Below are 16,259 nucleotides of genomic sequence, written 5' to 3'. Positions count from 1 at the left end.
AAACCTTTTCTGATGATTTAAGTCTGTGATAGCCTGACTACTGAATGCACAATGCAAGGATGCAGGTATGTCATTCAGTACATCACGATTTTTAGTCGTTTTTTTTATGTTCACGTTAGCCGCCAATTTTGGCCAGGCTTCATCAAATGACCCTGTTTCTCAAAAAGTGATGGGGTTTCTTAATACCGCTGTCCAGAAATTCTTGCAAAAGTACCCAGATGCAACGCACTCCATAACCCTGCGGCCATTCAAGGGAAAGCTGGAAAACTGCCCTCAAGACTTACAAATCAAGAGTAATATGGCGCATAAACCGCCGGTTGGTGTTATTCGATTAAATGTTGAATGTCCGGGCCTGTGGAAGACCTATGTCGTGGCTGAAGTGGAAGTATTACTCCCCGTGGTGCTTAGTCAGCAAAAACTGAACAGGGGTGATGTTATCACCGCTGGACAGCTGCAGGTGCAGCGTATCTCAATGTCAAAATTGAGAGGGCGTTATTTTACCGATGTCCAACAATTAGAGGGTCGTCAAGTTAATCGTACTGTTCCTGTTGGCCGGGTTATTCAGGAGACGACATTGGTGCCTCAATATCTGGTTCATAAGGGGAAGCCAGTTTCTATTCAATCCGGTAATGGTGCTCTTTTTGTCTCGATGATGGGGGTTGCTTTGGAGAGTGGTTTACTGGATGACGTGATAAGAGTGCGAAATCGCTCTTCTGGCAAGATTATTGATGCGCGTGTTGTTTCCAAAAATAAAGTTATGGCAGGGCTTTAATTTGCCCCTGAAATAACTAATCAACAGCTGACTAAGGATTTCTGCAGAAAATTAGACAATCAGCAGATGATTAAAAGTATCTGACTGAAATTAAACTTTTCCGTTGATGATTAATCACCCAGGGAGGGGGAGATGGGAAAGGAAATCGTAAATGCATTGACGCCAGATCCGCTGTTACAGCAGAACTGGTATCCAGACTATCTTCATTTATTAAGCCAGCTACTGACCTGGTGCTTTCTCAGTGAACGTCGGGAGTTAAGTGAAGCAATTCGATTTAATGATCACGTGATGGATGAGTTGAATGGTCAACCGGTGACGGACGTTCTCTCGTCTCAGTTGAAGAGAGTGCTTGAGTTTCGAACTGACTCAGTATGGCTATCAGCCTGGTCAGATCATGATGTTTATTTGCGCTCAATACCGCCGGCAGAAGTTGAGCGACTGTTAACGTCTGTGATCACAGCCAAGCGACATAACCTGATTAAATTTGATGAGCTGCCCTATATTCTTTATGAAAAATACTCTGAAACCAGCCCTGTTATTCCCATTGAACTCAGAGAGTTAATTGCACAGATAATTGCTCATGTGCCTCAGGATACTCTTTACCTGACTGGTGATGAAGGCTTTGGACTTGCACCTCTTTTTCTTGGAAAGCAATTCCAGATATTTTCGGAGCAGCATTGCGCTGAGTCGATGCATTCACTAATAACATTGTTGAGCTATCAAATTACATTGCGCGTGGGCGATCCAGTTCTATCGCCCGGATTTTTTGAACAAAACCGATTGCGAACGTTTGCTTGTGGCGTCGGCGTACTGTTACAGGATCATCGTTATAAACAACATGAAGTCAGGGATTTGTTTGGTCGGTTTGAGCCGAATACCCGATTGAGAGAGATGTTATTTATTACTCATCTTCTAAAGCAGTGCGCAGGGGAGTCCGTCGTTCTGGTGCCTGGCCGATTTTTGATTAAGAACACGACGGAGCATAAACGGTTCCGGCAGTATCTGGTGAGCAATGGTCGGATAGATACCATTGTTCGTCTACCAGCCGGCTTATTACCCGGGCGGGCTCAACCCTTATTTTTGCTGCGTTTTTCTGAACAGGCAACGGATAATATCCGACTGATCAATTGCGATCATGATTATTTTAAAGCAGTGGCAATTAAAAAGCGCGGAGAGGCAAAGTTCCAATTAATACACAGTGATGTACTGATGGAAGAGCTGAGCTCGACGGAGAGTAGTCAGTTTTGTACTCAAGTGTCTTTGTCAGAACTACGGGCAGAGTATTTTGCCGATATGCCTTTGGATCCAGCGTATTATCTTGGTAAAAACCGGACTGTGGTTATCAGACCCGGCAGTAGTGCCGTGAGAGGGTTGTCATCAACGTTTGATGTCATTCGTGCCCAGGCTGTCAAAGGGGCAGATAGAAGTCATGAGACGGATACCCGGGTTTATCTGGAAGTGACGGTTCAGGATATAAACGATGCCGGCATTATTGATCAGCCAGCCCGGGAAGTTCATGTCATCCCGGATCGCCTGAAAAGAGCAGAAGGACAAACACTGCGTGCGGGGGATATTTTGCTGGCTATCAAAGGTCAGGCTGGCAGGTTGGCGATGGTTCCTGACGTTTGTGGCAATAACTGGATGGCAGGGCAGTCCTTTGTCATTTTGCGACAGAAGTCTGGCAACGTGCTTAAAAGTCCAGTTGTGCTTTTTCGTTTCTTGAAGTCAGAAACGGGACAGAAATTGATTCGGTCAATTTGCACGGACGATGTTGTGCCATTCATTCATAGTCAGGATCTGAAACAACTGCCTATTCCTCAGTGGTCTGAACTGGAGCAGGAACAGGCTTGTATGGCTCACGAGGAAATTCTGAAATTGTATGCCCGAATGAAGTTTTTCCGGGAAAAGGCAGAGTTGGTTGAGCGGGAAATACTAAGAGAAGCATAAGCTTCTCTTAGTATCAGGCAGAGCTTATCGTTCACCCTGAACTTCAAAGTCATCGCTTTTCAGGCGGGCTTTACCATCAGTATCGATAATCCAGTGCTCGCGATGAACGACACCGTAAGCTTTGTTCATGGTCCATTTTGCCGTAAGGATATAACCGTCATTGTCTTTCTCAGGCTCCCAATGGACATCGGTGTAATCAACATCTTTAAACCCCTGATCCATGATGCCCTGCCAGAACTCCTCAATAGCTTTGCGCCCTGTAAACGTTCCGAAGGGCAGCGCCTCCATGATTGTATTTTCCAGATATTGTTCTGAGCAGCCCTTAGCATTTTGTAAGTTAAATGCTTTTTGCCACTCCGCAATACCGGCCTTACAGATATCCAGCATTTCTTGATCAAGCATGATTTTTTCTCGCTAGAAAATGAAAGATTATAGGTGTTATTGCAAAGCCCGCGTACTCAAATTGCACCAACAATGAAACGAAGTAGTCTACTGAACATGTTGACAAGAAAATCCAAAATACCCATATCCATGCCGGGATATCGATAATAGATGTAGTATGCGTAGATACTGAGCATAAAAGCGATGGCCAGCATTAGAATGATAAGGGCGTACGTCCATCGTTTCATAATCAGAAAAAACTCGATGCCATGGTGCCCATGATCATGGCCCAGCCATCCACCAGAACAAAGAGCATCAGTTTGAATGGCAGGGAAATCATTTGTGGCGACAACATGATCATACCCATGGCCATCAGAACACTGGCCACCACAAGGTCGATCACCAGAAAGGGTATATAAATAATAAAGCCGATTTGGAATGCCGTTTTCAACTCACTGGTCACAAAGGCGGGTATTGCGATAGAAAGCGGTGTGCTATCTATGTTCTGTGGAATCTCTTTGTTGGCAATGCCATAAAACAACTGAAGATCGGTTTCCCGTGTTTGTTTCAGCATAAAATCTTTTACAGGAATGCTGGCTTGTTTTAATGCCTCCATCAACGTGTAGCTTTCTTCCAGATAGGGCGTGATGGCTTCTGCATATATAGTTTCAAATAAGGGCGTCATAATCAGTAGCGTCAGAGCCAGTGTTATACCCAGAAGGACCTGATTTGGCGGTGTTTGTTGAAGACCCATGGCCTGACGAAGAATAGCCATGACAATAATGATGCGGGTGAATGAGGTCATCATCAGCAGCGCAGCCGGGATGAAACTCAGCGCCGTCATGAGAATCAGAATCTGCAGGCTGGCGCTGTACTCGGTAGTGTCACCGTCATTGGTGATTGAAATGAGAGGCAGGCCGGATTCCGCCAACCCGGGTAACGGAATAGCCAAGAGAACGACCGGCAGCAGCGTGAAAACTAACCAGAGTCTTCTATTCATTCAGGATACGTGTTTCAGCCGCTCGGATTCACTGACTACATCCAGAAAACGAATTCCGTATTTATCATGAATAACCACCACCTCTGCATAGGCAATTAACTTACCATTGACCATAACTTCCAATGGCTCCGATGCTTCTTTTTCCAACTCAACAATGGAGCCTTTATTAAGCCGCATCAGATCACCAATGTTGATTTTGGTGCTGCCCAGTTCCAGTGACAACGTGACAGGAATATCCAGAATCATGCCCAGATCGCTCATCGCCTGAGGCAGGTTGTTGCTTTCATCAGAGGCCGGAGCCGACTGTTCAGATTCCAGGCTGTCCTGAAAACTTACACTGGCTGCATCAGACGGCATGTTGTCGTCTTCATGTTCGTTATCATTTTCTTCATTCATAGACTTCTTTCTCCTCTGGTCCCTCTGGCTCTTCTGGCTGATAAAAGTCAGAACTTCTATCAGCCTCTTCGGTGTGGAGTTTTTTTGTTATTTTCATGGCAAGAGAGTTCTGTACGGAACAGACAGACGCTTTAAAGGTTGGCATGCCGGCAACTTTCACGGTGACACTGGGGGGAATATCGACCTGAATAATCTGACCAGGTTTAAGGCGCATGACGTCTCTCAGGCTGACGTCGACTTCACAAAGCCTGGCCGATAAATCCAAAGGTGCCTGCATCAGGCCCTGCAGCATGTTGCGCTGCCACTGCGGATCCTGCTCTGCTACTTTGAATGCCTGCAGTTTTTCTCTAACCGGCTCCAAAGCCTGATAAGGCATCACCAGATGAAAGCTGGATGTATTGTTTCCAAGTTGCAGGGTGAACTGGCTGAGTAGAATGATTTCTGTATCAGACCGGAACAGCGTAGAGATCGGGCTGTTATAAGTCTCAGCTAGTTTAATTTTGAACGATAGGATACTGCTCCAGGCTTCGGTTTGTTTATCTGCTGATGCTTTGAGAACCCGGTTGAGAATTCGTATCTCCGCTGTCGTTAGTTCCTGCCGTTGTGGGCTGAGAGTGTCGCCAGAGCCACTGAAAAAGATATCCACAAGTGAAAACAGCATGGGCGATTCCAGTGCCATAAAGCCGGAACAGCGCAGGGTGGTGGATTTATAGATGTGTTTCAGGTCAGGCGTGGATTCATCGGACAGGTAGTCGCCCACTTGTAAGGAATCAACCCGATCAAATTGGACGTCAATGTTGCAGCGAAAGATACTGCTGATAGCATGACGGAACAGCTGAGAGAATCGCTGATTAATTAGCTCAAGCGTCGGCAGTAAATCATGAATCTTATAATCCGGATTCGTCAGATCATAAGTTTCCAGATTCTGAAACTCAGATGAAGAGTGAACCTTTTGTACTTTTGGTGAACCTGAAAGCGGCGAACCTGAAAATGCATTGCCGTTCAGATGAGATTTTGTTTTCCGATCCATGGAAATCCCGTAAGGCCACAACTCAGTAGTTGACTAATTCAAGATACCGCTATCAGTGGATAAAAACAAACATCCACGTTTAACCAACCTTGCCCACAATGACGACTTCTTTATTCTCCGGTATCTCATTAAACGACAATACATGCATGCCTTCGGTGCAAAGCCTTGCATAACGGGCCATGGCTGGACGGATTGAATCATTCACCAGCATGATGGGCGGCTTGCCTTCGGCGATCATTTTGTCGGCAACTTCGGGCAACTGCTGTTGGAGCTGTTCTGCAATTCCGGGCTCAAGAGGTAGGCTATCTGGCGAGAAGTGTGTGTTTTTAATCGCTTGTTGATAGCTTTGCATCAAAATCTGTTCCAGCTCAGGGCTCATGGTGATGGCCGGTAATGATTCCTGACTGCCTACCAAGTTTTGAATGATGGCTCGACGAAGAGCAACTCGAACTTCAGCAGTTAGCTGCCAGGGCTCTTTTTTGTTTTCTGAGGATTCCAGAAGTGTTGAGCCAATGGTGCGAATATCGCTAACGGGCACATCTTCCAATAATAATTCCCTGAGTACCTTTGAGAAGATACTGATGGAGATTTTCTTGGGGATAAGTTCATCCGCCAATTTAGGGGAATAGTGTCGTAATTTATCAACAAGCTGTTCGACCTCATCGTGGCCAAGCAATTCACTGGCGTGCTCATCAATCACTTTGTTCAAATGCGTTGCCATGACACTGGCAGGGTCAACCACGGTGTAGCCAAGACCTGATGCGTGATCTCTTTCGCCGGGTTCAATCCACAGGGCATCCAGTTGATAGGCGGGGTCTTTGGTGGGCGTTCCGTTGATGTCGCCAAAGACTTCCCCGGGGTTTATGGCCAGCAGCATGCCCGGATCCACCTGACCTTCTGCCACAACAACGCCTTTTAATTCGATGGTATAGGCGTCGGGTTTCAGGCTTAGATTGTCTTTTATATGGACGCTGGGAATCAGAAACCCCAATAGACGTGATTGGCTTTTGCGAATGCCTTTTATCTGGGTCAGCAGCTGTCCGCCTTGTTTTTCATCCGCCAGAGCGATGAGGCGAAATCCCAGCTCCATCTTCAATGTATCCACAGGCGGAATGTCACCCCAGGACCATGGCGTTTCTACAGACGTCGGATCTGGCTTATCTGACTCTTCGACAGCATCACCAGAAATATTTTTCTGAAGCCACCAGACGACTAGCAACACCAATGCACCGAGGCCGGTAAACGGCACAAGCGGCATACCGGGTACTAAACCCATAACGATCAAAATAGTACCGGTGAGAATCATGGCTTTCGGGGAAGAGAGCATTTGCTCTGAAACCTGATTCCCCATATCAGCGGATTCAGACACCCGGGTGACCATTAGAGCCGCGGCTGTGGATAACAGCAGCGAAGGAATCTGGGCAACCAGGCCATCACCAATGGTGAGCAGGGCATATACCGAAAAGGCATCACCGGCGGACAGGTTGTGGGCCAGTGTGCCAATCAACATTCCACCAATAATATTAATGGCAAGAATCAGCAGACCGGCCATGGCATCGCCACGAACAAACTTACTGGCACCGTCCATGGAACCATAGAAGTCTGCCTCCCGACGTACATTTTCACGACGATCACTGGCGCTTTGCTGGTCAATAATGCCGGCATTGAGATCGGCGTCGATGGCCATCTGTTTGCCGGGTAAGGCATCCAGTGTGAAGCGGGCGGTTACTTCGGATATACGGCCAGCGCCTTTGGTGACCACCACAAAGTTGATAATGACCAGAATGGCGAAGACCACGAGACCAACAACGTAGTTATTACCGATCACCACTTCACCAAAGGATTGAATCACTTTTCCGGCAGCGTCTGCACCGGTATGACCATTCAGCAGAACGACTCGCGTCGAAGCAACATTCAGTGCCAGCCGCAGTAAAGTAGATACCAGCAGAATGGTTGGGAAAACGGCAAAATCCAAAGGTCGAAGTGAGTATACGCTTACGAGTAGGATTAGTAATGAAAGGGCGATATTAAAGGTGAACAGTGCATCCAACATGAACGGTGGCATGGGCAAAGTCACCATGGCCAGTGTCATGAGCACGACGATTGGAACCCCCACCCGGAAACCGTTGGTGCGTACTGAGAGTTCTCCAAGCAGACGTTGAGCTTCCCTGATCATTGTCTGAAAATCCGTTTTTTATTGTTTATCCCACTTATCCTGAAATGCTCTAGGCACTTCCGGCGCTGGCATATCTGGTGATGTGGTTATTAATCCGGCCTGATAGTCATTCAGGTGCTTGATATACGCCAACACCTGAGCCACTGCCACATAAAGTTCATCTGAAATTTCCTGATTCAGATCGGTGGTGTGATAGACGACTCTTGCCAGCACCGGCGACTGAACTACCGGGCGATTGTACTCTCTGGCCACTGCGCAGATTCTTAATGCTACCTGATCTACCCCCTTGGCCACCAGATAAGGCGCTCTAGCCCGATCCTGATCATAGCGGACAGCGACCGCATAATGGGTTGGATTGGTAATGATGACATCCGCACCGGGCACCGCTTGCATCATACGACGACCGGAGATTTCCTGCTGCTTTTCCCGCAGGCGGGAGCGCACTTCGGGCTGGCCTTCTGACTCTTTCATTTCATCACGTACTTCCTTGTGTGTCATGCGTAACTTTTTCAGGTGGCTCCAGCGTTGGAATGGGACGTCAATCAGGCAGATGATAACCAAAGCCAGCGTCATTACCCCAATGGCTTTAAACAGGTAACCAATCCCGAGAATCAGAGCGGAGCCGAGTGGCATTCGATTCAGGGTTAATAACTCTTCAAAGAACCACTGAGCGCTGAGCCAGAGGCAAAAACCCAATAAGATAACTTTGGCGATGGATTTGATGGCTTCCATTAACGAACGAACAGAAAACATCCGTTGTATGCCTTTAATGGGGCTGATGCGTTCGCCTTTGAATTGCAGGAGTTTATTGCTGAATAACCAGCCGCCCAGAAGTAGTGATGCGCCAATAGTGGCCAGAATAATTAATATAAAGAAGGGATAAAGGCCGGTGAAACCGTTGGATAGGCTTTGTATTAAATGGTCTTTCAGCCAATCTTCTTGCCGTAATACTTCTTTATCAAACGTGAAGCTGGTGGCCATCACACCCTGTAGTTGCTCGCTGACCAGAGTGCCGCTGAGCCAGAAAGACAACAGAGTGGCACTGATTAACGCGGCCGTGACTAATTCTCGGGAACGGGGGATTTGTCCTTCTTCACGGCTTTTCTGAATTTTTCGTTCCGAGGGTTCTTCGGAGCGATCCTGATCTTCTGATTCTTCTGCCACTCTTTATCTCCTTTAGAGCACGAACTGTGACAGTGACTCCAACCCTTGACGGGTGAAGTTCAGGAAAATACCGGAGAACCGGGTGCTAACCAGCATCAGAATAATCAGCCCGCCCAACATAGTCAGAGGAAAACCCAAGCTGAAAATATTGAACTGTGGCGCAGAACGGTTCATCACCCCAAAGGTAAACGACACAATCAGCAGAGAGATAATGGCCGGCACCACCATCAGCAGGGCGCTGGCAAACATCCACGACACGATGCCGGGTAATTCTTCGAGGGCGATATTGGCAAGGCTAAACGGTGCGATGGGAATGGTGTTGAAGCTTTCAATCACCACAGAAATAGCAACGAGGTGGCCATCGACCGCCAGAAACATCAGAAAGCTCAACAACTGGAATAGCTGGGAGATGACTGGAATCTGCACGCCATTGATCGGGTCCACCATCACGGACATGCCCAGGCCCATTTGCATGGATATCATCTCTCCGGCGGAGGTGAAAATGGCAAAGTAGATTTGCAGCACCATACCCATGACAAAACCAATCATCAGCTGTTGCAGGGTAATCATCAGCGCAGTTGTCGACAGTGGCTCAACAGCGGGAACTGCTGGCAGTAAAGGCGACACCAGAAAGGTAATCGCCATGGCCATTAACAGGCGAACCCTTGGCGCAACAACACGGCTGCTGAACAATGGCATCACCATAAACAGGGCAACAATGCGGAATAATGGCCACAGATATTGGCCGATCCAGCCGGTTAGCTCGGTGGAAGTAACGTCAATCATCAGACCAGCAGCTCCGGAATGATTTCATAGAGCCGGATAAACAGATCCATAAACTCCTGAATTAACCAGTTCCCCGTCAGGCCAATGGTGATCAGTGTTGCCAGCAATCGGGGGAGAAAGCTCAGGGTTTGTTCGTTGATTTGCGTAGCCGCCTGAATGGTACTGACCACAAGCCCGATCAACAGGCCTGGCATAACAATGACAGACACCATCATCACCACCAGGGTGAGGGCGTCTCTGAATAGGTCGACCACAACTTCCGGTGTCATGGGTTCTTCCTTTTGTATTGAATTTTTGCCCGCCGATCGCTAACCCTTCAAGATTGTCGGTGATCACTTCTGATGAGTTGGCGGGCTTTATTGTCGGCAATCCCTTTGGGATTACCGACCTAAGAATTCCTATAGATATATAGAATCATTTTTTTACTCTTAAAACGACTGAAAAAAAGCATTAATTGATTTAAGTGAAAGTCAAAGACCTCCGAATAGTGGGGATCAGCGATTCTTTGCGAAGGAAAAAGACGAAGTACGCTGAATTCAATAGCGAACAATCCATGGATGGAGAAATAATAAAATGGCAATGACCGTTAATACCAACGTCTTCTCTCTAAATGCCCAGCGTCAGCTGATGAGCACTGAAAGCGGGCTTCAGACTTCTATGCAACGCCTGTCTTCAGGTTTAAGAATCAATAGCGCCAAGGACGATGCGGCTGGTTTGCAGATCGCTAACCGTTTGCAATCTCAGGCCAGTGGTCTTTCAGTGGCTATTCGAAATGGTAGTGATGGTATTTCTCTTGCCCAAACTGCTGAAGGTGCGTTGAATGAGTCTACTGCGATTCTTCAGAGAATGCGTGATTTGGCGCTTCAGGCTTCTAATGATTCCAATGGAATCGCTGAACGAACAGCGCTTAATGATGAAGTGACCGCTTTGAAAGCTGAGATGAATCGTATATCTACAACTACTTCATTTGGTGGTGTTCAACTACTTGACGGAACATTTACTAGTAAAAGTTTTCAGGTTGGTTCAACAGCAACTGCAGCTGACAAAATCACTTTCAGTATTAACTCAGCTTCCGCCTCAGATTTGGGGACAGGTGCAGTAGCAGGAGTAACTCTTCTTGCCACTATTGATAGTGGTGACATATCCCATGGAAGTAGAGAGGCGGCTGAGACAGTGGCTGTATCTGTAGATGGTGGTACAAATAGTGTGGATGTTAATTTCACAAATACCGATACTGCTGAGGATATCGCTTCTAAATTAAATGCTGTTTTTGAGGCTGAAGTTGCCGCAGGAGACTTGGTGGAGGGTGCTCTTACTGCTGTAGTTAATGGTGGTGGTGATGTTCAGGTTCTTCGAGTAGATGCAGATTTTGCAACAGTCGGCAACTTCGAACTAGATACCGCTCTAACAGCCGCTGGTGATTTGGGAATACTTGGTGAAGCTACTACCTCAGCTACTTTGGCAGGTACTGCTGGAGCCGCAGCTTCTTCTGTTGATTCTTTGAATTTAACGACATCAAGTGGTGCTGATGATGCTGTTAGCATTATCGATAAGGCCTTATCTCAGGTTGATTCTGAACGCGCTATGCTTGGTGCTACCCAGAACCGTCTGACTTCCACCATTAACAACCTGGCCAATATCCGTGAAAACGTAACGGCTTCCAAGTCTCGTATTATGGATACCGACTTTGCCATGGAAACTGCCAACCTGAGTAAGTATCAGGTAATGCAGCAGGCAGGTACTGCCATTCTGAGTCAGGCCAATGCCATGTCTCAAAACGTGCTGGCTCTGCTCCGTTAATTTGACGGTTGCTGTGCAGTCAACAACTGTTGGCACATAAAGAAAGGGAGCTTGTCTCCCTTTCTTTATGTTTGATAAATAACGCCGACAGGAATATTACTCAAATAATCAGAGGCTGATTATGTTCAGTGTTTCAGGTCTCTACTCCGGTTTGGATGTGAACTCCATGGTGAATGCTCTGGTCAATGCCGAGCGGGCACCCATTGAGTCGCGGCTTAACCGCAATGAACAGTCTTACACTCTTGAACTGACTGCCGTTGGGCAGTTGAAGTCATCGTTGAGCTCGTTTCAGAGTTCTCTGCAACGCCTTAATTCTATTGAAAACTTCAGCCAGCGTGCGGCCAGTGTCAGTGATGATTCAGTCATTACTGCCTCGGTGAACAACGCCTCGGTGAACAACGCCTCGGTGAACAACAGTGCCGTGGCTGGCAGTTATACGTTCACGGTTGATCAATTAGCTTCCCGTCATCAATTGGCTTCAGAAGGTGTGGCAGATAGCGAAACCATCGGAACCGGCACCGCCAGTTTTACCGTCAACGGCGAAACGTTTTCCGTCGCACTGGCATCGGGTGACGATACATTGACAGGGTTACGGGACGCCATAAATAACGCCGAAGACAACACCACCATCAAAGCCGCCATTATCAACGACAATGGTCAGCAGCGCTTAATGTTGAATAGCCTTGAAAGTGGGACAGACAACGCCGTTAGTATGGATCTCAGTGGTTTGACTGGTGGTACCGTCTCTTTGGGAACGTTCACCGAATTACAGCCTGCCCAGAATGCCAGTATTCGATTTGGCAGTGGCGCATCGGCCATCACCATTTCTTCACCGGATAATAAGCTGGAAGACGTGATAGATGGTGTGACTTTGGATCTCAAAGCGGTGTCAGTATCCCCCATTACTCTGGATATATCTCAGGATAAAGGCAGCGTAAGTTCTGCCATTCAATCCTTTGCTGACACCTGGAATAGTCTGAAATCAACCTTCAGTGATCTTACCGGCTACAACGGCGTGAGCGCCGGCACATTAAACGGCGATGCGCAGACACGTCTGCTGGAATCCCAGTTACGCAGGGAGTTAAGCAATCTCTTTGGTGAAAGTGGTGATCCTTTCCGCTCACTAGGCGACTTGGGATTGGAAACGACTCAAACCGGCGATCTTACGGTTAATAGCAGTAAGCTTGATGCTGCCCTGAGTGAAAACTTTGATGCGCTGGCGGATATTTTTGCCGGTGAAGATGGGTTGATGACGCGCCTTGAAGAACGGCTGACTCCTTATCTAGAGGGCGGTGGCTCTATCGCCCAGCGAGAAGATCGACTAAATGAATCCTTAAGTGACATTGCGGATGATCGCCTTGATTTGGAAGCCCGCCTCGTACGAACTCAAAGTTTCTATCAGCAACAATTCCTGGCCATGGAAAACCTGCTGGCGTCGTTAAGCGGTACCAGTCAATGGTTAACCAATAATCTGGCTTCACTCAACAGCAGTAATAACCAGTAAAAAACTGAGGGGCTGACTTGTTATGAGAAAGCAGGGAGGCGTTAACGCCTATCAACAACAACAAAAAACAGGTGTTGAAGTTGCAAAGCCCGAGCAGTTAATTGCCACACTATTCAACAAGTTAATGGAAACCCTTAGTAAAGCCCGACACTTTATGGAAGCGGAGGATCTGACTAATAAAATTGATCGGATGACGCTGGCCATGGATATTCTGAATGTACTTGAGCAATCTCTGGATCATGAAAAGGGCGGCGAGCTGGCAGAGAATCTTCAGTCACTTTATCAGTACAGCATGAAGCGGTTGATGGAAGCCAATGCCAGCAATGATGTCGCTATGATTGATGAAGTGTCTGGCCTGATGGGACAGATTCAGGAAGGCTGGCAGTCGGTTCTGACCGCAAAGATTGCTCCTGCCAATGACACTATCGCTACCACAGGGTAAATATTATGAGCAGCACTGACACATCAGAATATGAATCCGTACTGAGAGAGTTTGAACAGTCTCTCGAGCAGTCGCTTGAGGCTAAAGACTGGGATCGCATGATGTCGGTGAATCAGGAGCTGCAGACGTATTTCCAGATGTTGTCAGACGACGGGGTGGTCGCTTTGCCTCCGGTTCAGCGGGCGCTAACCCGTGTGCAGGTGCTTTTTGATGCGCTGATTCAGGTGTGCATACGACATCGTTCCGGTAGCCTGGCGATGATCAAACAGACGCAAAACAGTGGTTATGCTTTAGCGCGTTATGAGGATGCCAGCAGCCTGAACAGCGAAAGTCATCAACCCTCTGATTATTTTCAGGAGCGTTGATGGAAGCCGGAGTTTCTTCTCCAGTTGTTAACACTCTTACTTTAGTGACACCCAATGCTTCGGGTGTACAGCCGGTTGATTCAAATTCCAATTCCTCAGCGGCTCAATTTTCAGAGATATACTCAATCCTCAGTAGTGCATCCTCCAGTAATTCGGTAATTACCGCCCAACCGGAATTCAAGCTTCAACCGTTGGCATTAGAAGTGGAAGAAATGCAGCCATTCGAAAGAAGCCTTCCTGAAGATAATCTAACGACGACTGACCAATTCACAAGATGGCAGGCAGTTGGTCAGCATGAAGTGGCAGAACCGGCAAACTATCCACTGGAAGGAATACCGGTTTTTGAGTTTGAAGAAACTACTGAGGGCGCGCCTGAAAGTGAGTATTCGCCTACTAAGCATGGTGAGCACAATAGTGATTCTGAACTTTCAGATAGCATGCCAGTAACTCTAATTAGTATTGATGACCGTAAAGCTTCTGGCACTGATCGTGAGGATAAGTCGTCTTTCACTCAACATGAAAAGCCTCTGCCTTTAACTACCGATCTTGCAGTAAAAGAACGTCCAGTAAATTCGAGTTTAAAAAATTATCAGTGGCAGGACAAACCGCTGGAAACGTCTTCCCCTGTTGTAAATGAGTCGCCTGAAGACGCCTTAAAAGCGGTGATAAAGTTACCAGACGAACCTCTGAAAAGCGTGGTGAATCAGCAGCCTTACGAGCCAGCCCATAATATTCAATCATCCGGCCATTCATCACCCGCCACTGAAAAAATCATCACCAAACCACCCCCAACGCTATTAGCGCCTGAACGCACCGTAGTTTTGCAAGAGCAAGTCATACCGCAGCGCTTAAGCTCAGCACTTATTCAGCTGATCCGGCGGGGCGAATCCGCATTGGAAGTGCGGCTTGATCCTCCGGAGCTGGGCCGGCTTTCCCTGACGATAAAGGTCGATGCAGAGACGCTTTCGCTTCAGGTCAATGCATCTTCGCCCGCAGCAAGGGAGCTGCTTATGAACAGTTCTGACCGGTTGCGTCAAACACTGGCGGAGCAAGGGTTATCGCTGTCAGAGATGTCAGTGGATGTTCGTTCAGAGACCGACAGTCGTAAAAGTCATTCCCGTGGTCAAAGTCCCGACGGTACCTCTGCAGAAAGCAGTTTGATCGCCGATTGGGGGGTTGATAACCGGGAGTTCCTGACCGGAGAACAGTTATTTAAATCCAGAGGCGGTCGCCTGCTGGATTATTTCGTATAAGCAATGTCACAGCGGCAGGGAAGCAAAATGGCAGAAGGGAGCGAGAAGAAATCAGGCAAGGGGATGTTAATCGTGGTCTCTCTGTTGTTTGTCATTGTCTTAGCAGCGGCTGGTGGTGCGGCATGGTTTTTTATGCAGTCCAAAGAGACCGAGCAGGCTGATAACCGCTTTGCAACACCGCACTTCATGAAGCTTGAACCATTTGTTATCAGCCTGAAAAGTCAGAAACGTCCTCATTATCTGCAGATAAAGCTGTCTCTTATGAGTCGTGATCCTGAAGCCGTTCAGGTATTAGAAGCCTATCGTCCGATGGTGCGCAACGAACTGGTTCGATATCTCAATACACTGACTTATACCGAAGTCTTAAAGAAAGAGGCTCCGGACGTAATCCGTGAAGCATCCATGGAGAAGGTGAATGGTTTGCTTGAAAAAGAGCAGATCAAACTGGTAGTGGATGATTTGATCATTACCGATCTGGTTGTTCAATAAGGTAGACCTGTGCAACAACTCAAGGGACTGAGTGCCTACAAACAGCAAAGTGGTAATGCTACCCGTGATGATTTAATCAAGGGGCATCTTGGGCTGGTTAAAAAAGTAGCATTGCATATTGCCGGTGCTCTGGGTGGTGATGTGCCTAAAGATGATTTGTTACAGGCGGGCATGATGGGTTTGTTAGATGCGGCCAGTAAATACGAACCCAGTCGACAGATTCCCTTTGAGCAGTATGCACGCATTCGCATCCGTGGCGCAGTGATTGATGAGCTACGGCAATGGGATTGGCGCAGCCGAACGGATAGAGAGCACGGGCAGAAGATAAGGGATGCCATACAAAAGTTACAGAATCGCCAGGGAAAAGCACCCACTGAGCAGCAGATAGCGGATGAGCTGGGAGTCAGCCTGGAACGCTATAACCGCATGTTGCAGGCAGGCAGTTCAGGCGCTTTGTTAAGCCTTGATTCTCTGACTCAGGGTGAAGCCAGTGCCAGTGTAATCGAAGTAAACGACGATGATTCTGTTGAAATCATCACTGAAAGTGAAGAGGCCAGTAAAGCTCTGACGAAAGCGCTGAAAGAACTACCAGAGCGAGAACAACAATTGATGAATCTTTATTACATCCATGAATTCAACATGAAAGAAATTGGTCAGATTCTTGAATTAACGGAAGCAAGAATATGTCAGCTTCATCAACAGGCTCTACTGAGGTTGCGCTCATTGATGGAAGCCTGGAACAGGGAGTCATAAC

The 16,259-nt window shown here is 47.5% G+C and carries 18 protein-coding genes; 9 read left to right on the top strand and 9 right to left on the bottom strand.

Going from position 1 to position 16,259, the window contains the following annotated elements; genetic code table 11:
* The first annotated feature begins 67 nt into the window (after nucleotides 1-67).
* Together flgA and AKL11_RS03810 are read left to right on the top strand one after the other, a co-directional pair.
* Nucleotides 68-772, top strand: coding sequence for a flagellar basal body P-ring formation chaperone FlgA (gene flgA, locus AKL11_RS03815; RefSeq protein ID WP_067515249.1), 705 nt, complete (start codon nucleotides 68-70; stop codon nucleotides 770-772).
* Between the two features lie 132 nt (nucleotides 773-904).
* On the top strand, nucleotides 905-2,719 hold the full coding sequence (locus tag AKL11_RS03810) for an N-6 DNA methylase (RefSeq protein WP_067515248.1): 1,815 nt from the start codon (nucleotides 905-907) through the stop codon (nucleotides 2,717-2,719).
* Nucleotides 2,720-2,743: 24 nt separating this feature from the next.
* Here the strand turns inward: AKL11_RS03810 and AKL11_RS03805 are convergent, their stop codons facing one another.
* The 9 genes from AKL11_RS03805 to AKL11_RS03770 all read right to left on the bottom strand — a co-directional run bounded on the left by AKL11_RS03805 (nucleotide 2,744) and on the right by AKL11_RS03770 (nucleotide 9,921).
* On the bottom strand, nucleotides 2,744-3,121 hold the full coding sequence (locus AKL11_RS03805) for a Cif family virulence factor (protein ID WP_067515247.1): 378 nt from the start codon (nucleotides 3,119-3,121) through the stop codon (nucleotides 2,744-2,746).
* A 56-nt stretch (nucleotides 3,122-3,177) separates the two neighbouring features.
* Nucleotides 3,178-3,348 carry a hypothetical protein gene (locus tag AKL11_RS25010; RefSeq protein ID WP_157673392.1) on the bottom strand — a complete coding sequence of 57 codons (171 nt, stop codon included), beginning with the start codon at nucleotides 3,346-3,348 and terminating at the stop codon, nucleotides 3,178-3,180.
* A 2-nt stretch (nucleotides 3,349-3,350) separates the two neighbouring features.
* Complete coding sequence (fliP, locus tag AKL11_RS03800) at nucleotides 3,351-4,100, bottom strand: flagellar type III secretion system pore protein FliP (RefSeq protein ID WP_067515246.1); 750 nt, start codon at nucleotides 4,098-4,100, stop codon at nucleotides 3,351-3,353.
* Entirely contained in the window at nucleotides 4,101-4,496 is a 396-nt protein-coding gene (fliN, locus tag AKL11_RS03795; RefSeq protein WP_067515245.1) for a flagellar motor switch protein FliN, read from the bottom strand.
* Nucleotides 4,489-5,526, bottom strand: a complete 1,038-nt coding sequence (locus AKL11_RS03790; protein ID WP_067515244.1) for a flagellar motor switch protein FliM — start codon at nucleotides 5,524-5,526, stop codon at nucleotides 4,489-4,491. The genes fliN and AKL11_RS03790 overlap by 8 nt, the downstream gene beginning before the upstream one ends.
* Before the next feature lie 79 nt (nucleotides 5,527-5,605).
* Nucleotides 5,606-7,702, bottom strand: a complete 2,097-nt coding sequence (flhA, locus tag AKL11_RS03785; RefSeq protein ID WP_067515243.1) for a flagellar biosynthesis protein FlhA — start codon at nucleotides 7,700-7,702, stop codon at nucleotides 5,606-5,608.
* An 18-nt stretch (nucleotides 7,703-7,720) separates the two neighbouring features.
* Entirely contained in the window at nucleotides 7,721-8,866 is a 1,146-nt protein-coding gene (gene flhB, locus AKL11_RS03780; RefSeq protein ID WP_067515242.1) for a flagellar biosynthesis protein FlhB, read from the bottom strand.
* 12 nt (nucleotides 8,867-8,878) lie between these two features.
* On the bottom strand, nucleotides 8,879-9,652 hold the full coding sequence (fliR, locus tag AKL11_RS03775) for a flagellar biosynthetic protein FliR (protein ID WP_067515241.1): 774 nt from the start codon (nucleotides 9,650-9,652) through the stop codon (nucleotides 8,879-8,881).
* Nucleotides 9,652-9,921, bottom strand: coding sequence for a flagellar biosynthetic protein FliQ (locus tag AKL11_RS03770; RefSeq protein WP_067515240.1), 270 nt, complete (start codon nucleotides 9,919-9,921; stop codon nucleotides 9,652-9,654). Before AKL11_RS03770 ends, fliR begins: the two co-directional genes overlap by 1 nt.
* A gap of 304 nt (nucleotides 9,922-10,225) precedes the next feature.
* Here AKL11_RS03770 and AKL11_RS26415 point away from each other — a divergent pair, with 304 nt between their 5' ends.
* The 7 genes from AKL11_RS26415 (at nucleotide 10,226) to AKL11_RS03735 (ending at nucleotide 16,258) form a co-directional block, all read left to right on the top strand.
* Nucleotides 10,226-11,452, top strand: coding sequence for a flagellin N-terminal helical domain-containing protein (locus AKL11_RS26415; protein ID WP_067515239.1), 1,227 nt, complete (start codon nucleotides 10,226-10,228; stop codon nucleotides 11,450-11,452).
* Nucleotides 11,453-11,573: 121 nt separating this feature from the next.
* On the top strand, nucleotides 11,574-12,956 hold the full coding sequence (gene fliD, locus AKL11_RS03760; RefSeq protein ID WP_067515238.1) for a flagellar filament capping protein FliD: 1,383 nt from the start codon (nucleotides 11,574-11,576) through the stop codon (nucleotides 12,954-12,956).
* 22 nt (nucleotides 12,957-12,978) lie between these two features.
* Complete coding sequence (fliS, locus tag AKL11_RS03755; RefSeq protein WP_067515237.1) at nucleotides 12,979-13,398, top strand: flagellar export chaperone FliS; 420 nt, start codon at nucleotides 12,979-12,981, stop codon at nucleotides 13,396-13,398.
* Nucleotides 13,399-13,403: 5 nt separating this feature from the next.
* Nucleotides 13,404-13,763, top strand: a complete 360-nt coding sequence (locus AKL11_RS03750; RefSeq protein WP_067515236.1) for a hypothetical protein — start codon at nucleotides 13,404-13,406, stop codon at nucleotides 13,761-13,763.
* Nucleotides 13,763-15,016, top strand: a complete 1,254-nt coding sequence (locus AKL11_RS03745; protein ID WP_067515235.1) for a flagellar hook-length control protein FliK — start codon at nucleotides 13,763-13,765, stop codon at nucleotides 15,014-15,016. Before AKL11_RS03750 ends, AKL11_RS03745 begins: the two co-directional genes overlap by 1 nt.
* Before the next feature lie 27 nt (nucleotides 15,017-15,043).
* A complete protein-coding gene (locus AKL11_RS03740) occupies nucleotides 15,044-15,505 on the top strand; it encodes a flagellar basal body-associated FliL family protein (RefSeq protein WP_067515234.1) in 462 nt (153 codons plus the stop codon).
* 9 nt (nucleotides 15,506-15,514) lie between these two features.
* Entirely contained in the window at nucleotides 15,515-16,258 is a 744-nt protein-coding gene (locus AKL11_RS03735) for a sigma-70 family RNA polymerase sigma factor (protein ID WP_095210139.1), read from the top strand.
* Nucleotide 16,259 lies beyond the last annotated feature (1 nt).

It is taken from the genome of Endozoicomonas ascidiicola, assembly GCF_001646945.1.
GTDB lineage: Bacteria > Pseudomonadota > Gammaproteobacteria > Pseudomonadales > Endozoicomonadaceae > Endozoicomonas > Endozoicomonas ascidiicola.
This window is presented reverse-complemented; position numbering and strand designations above follow the sequence as displayed.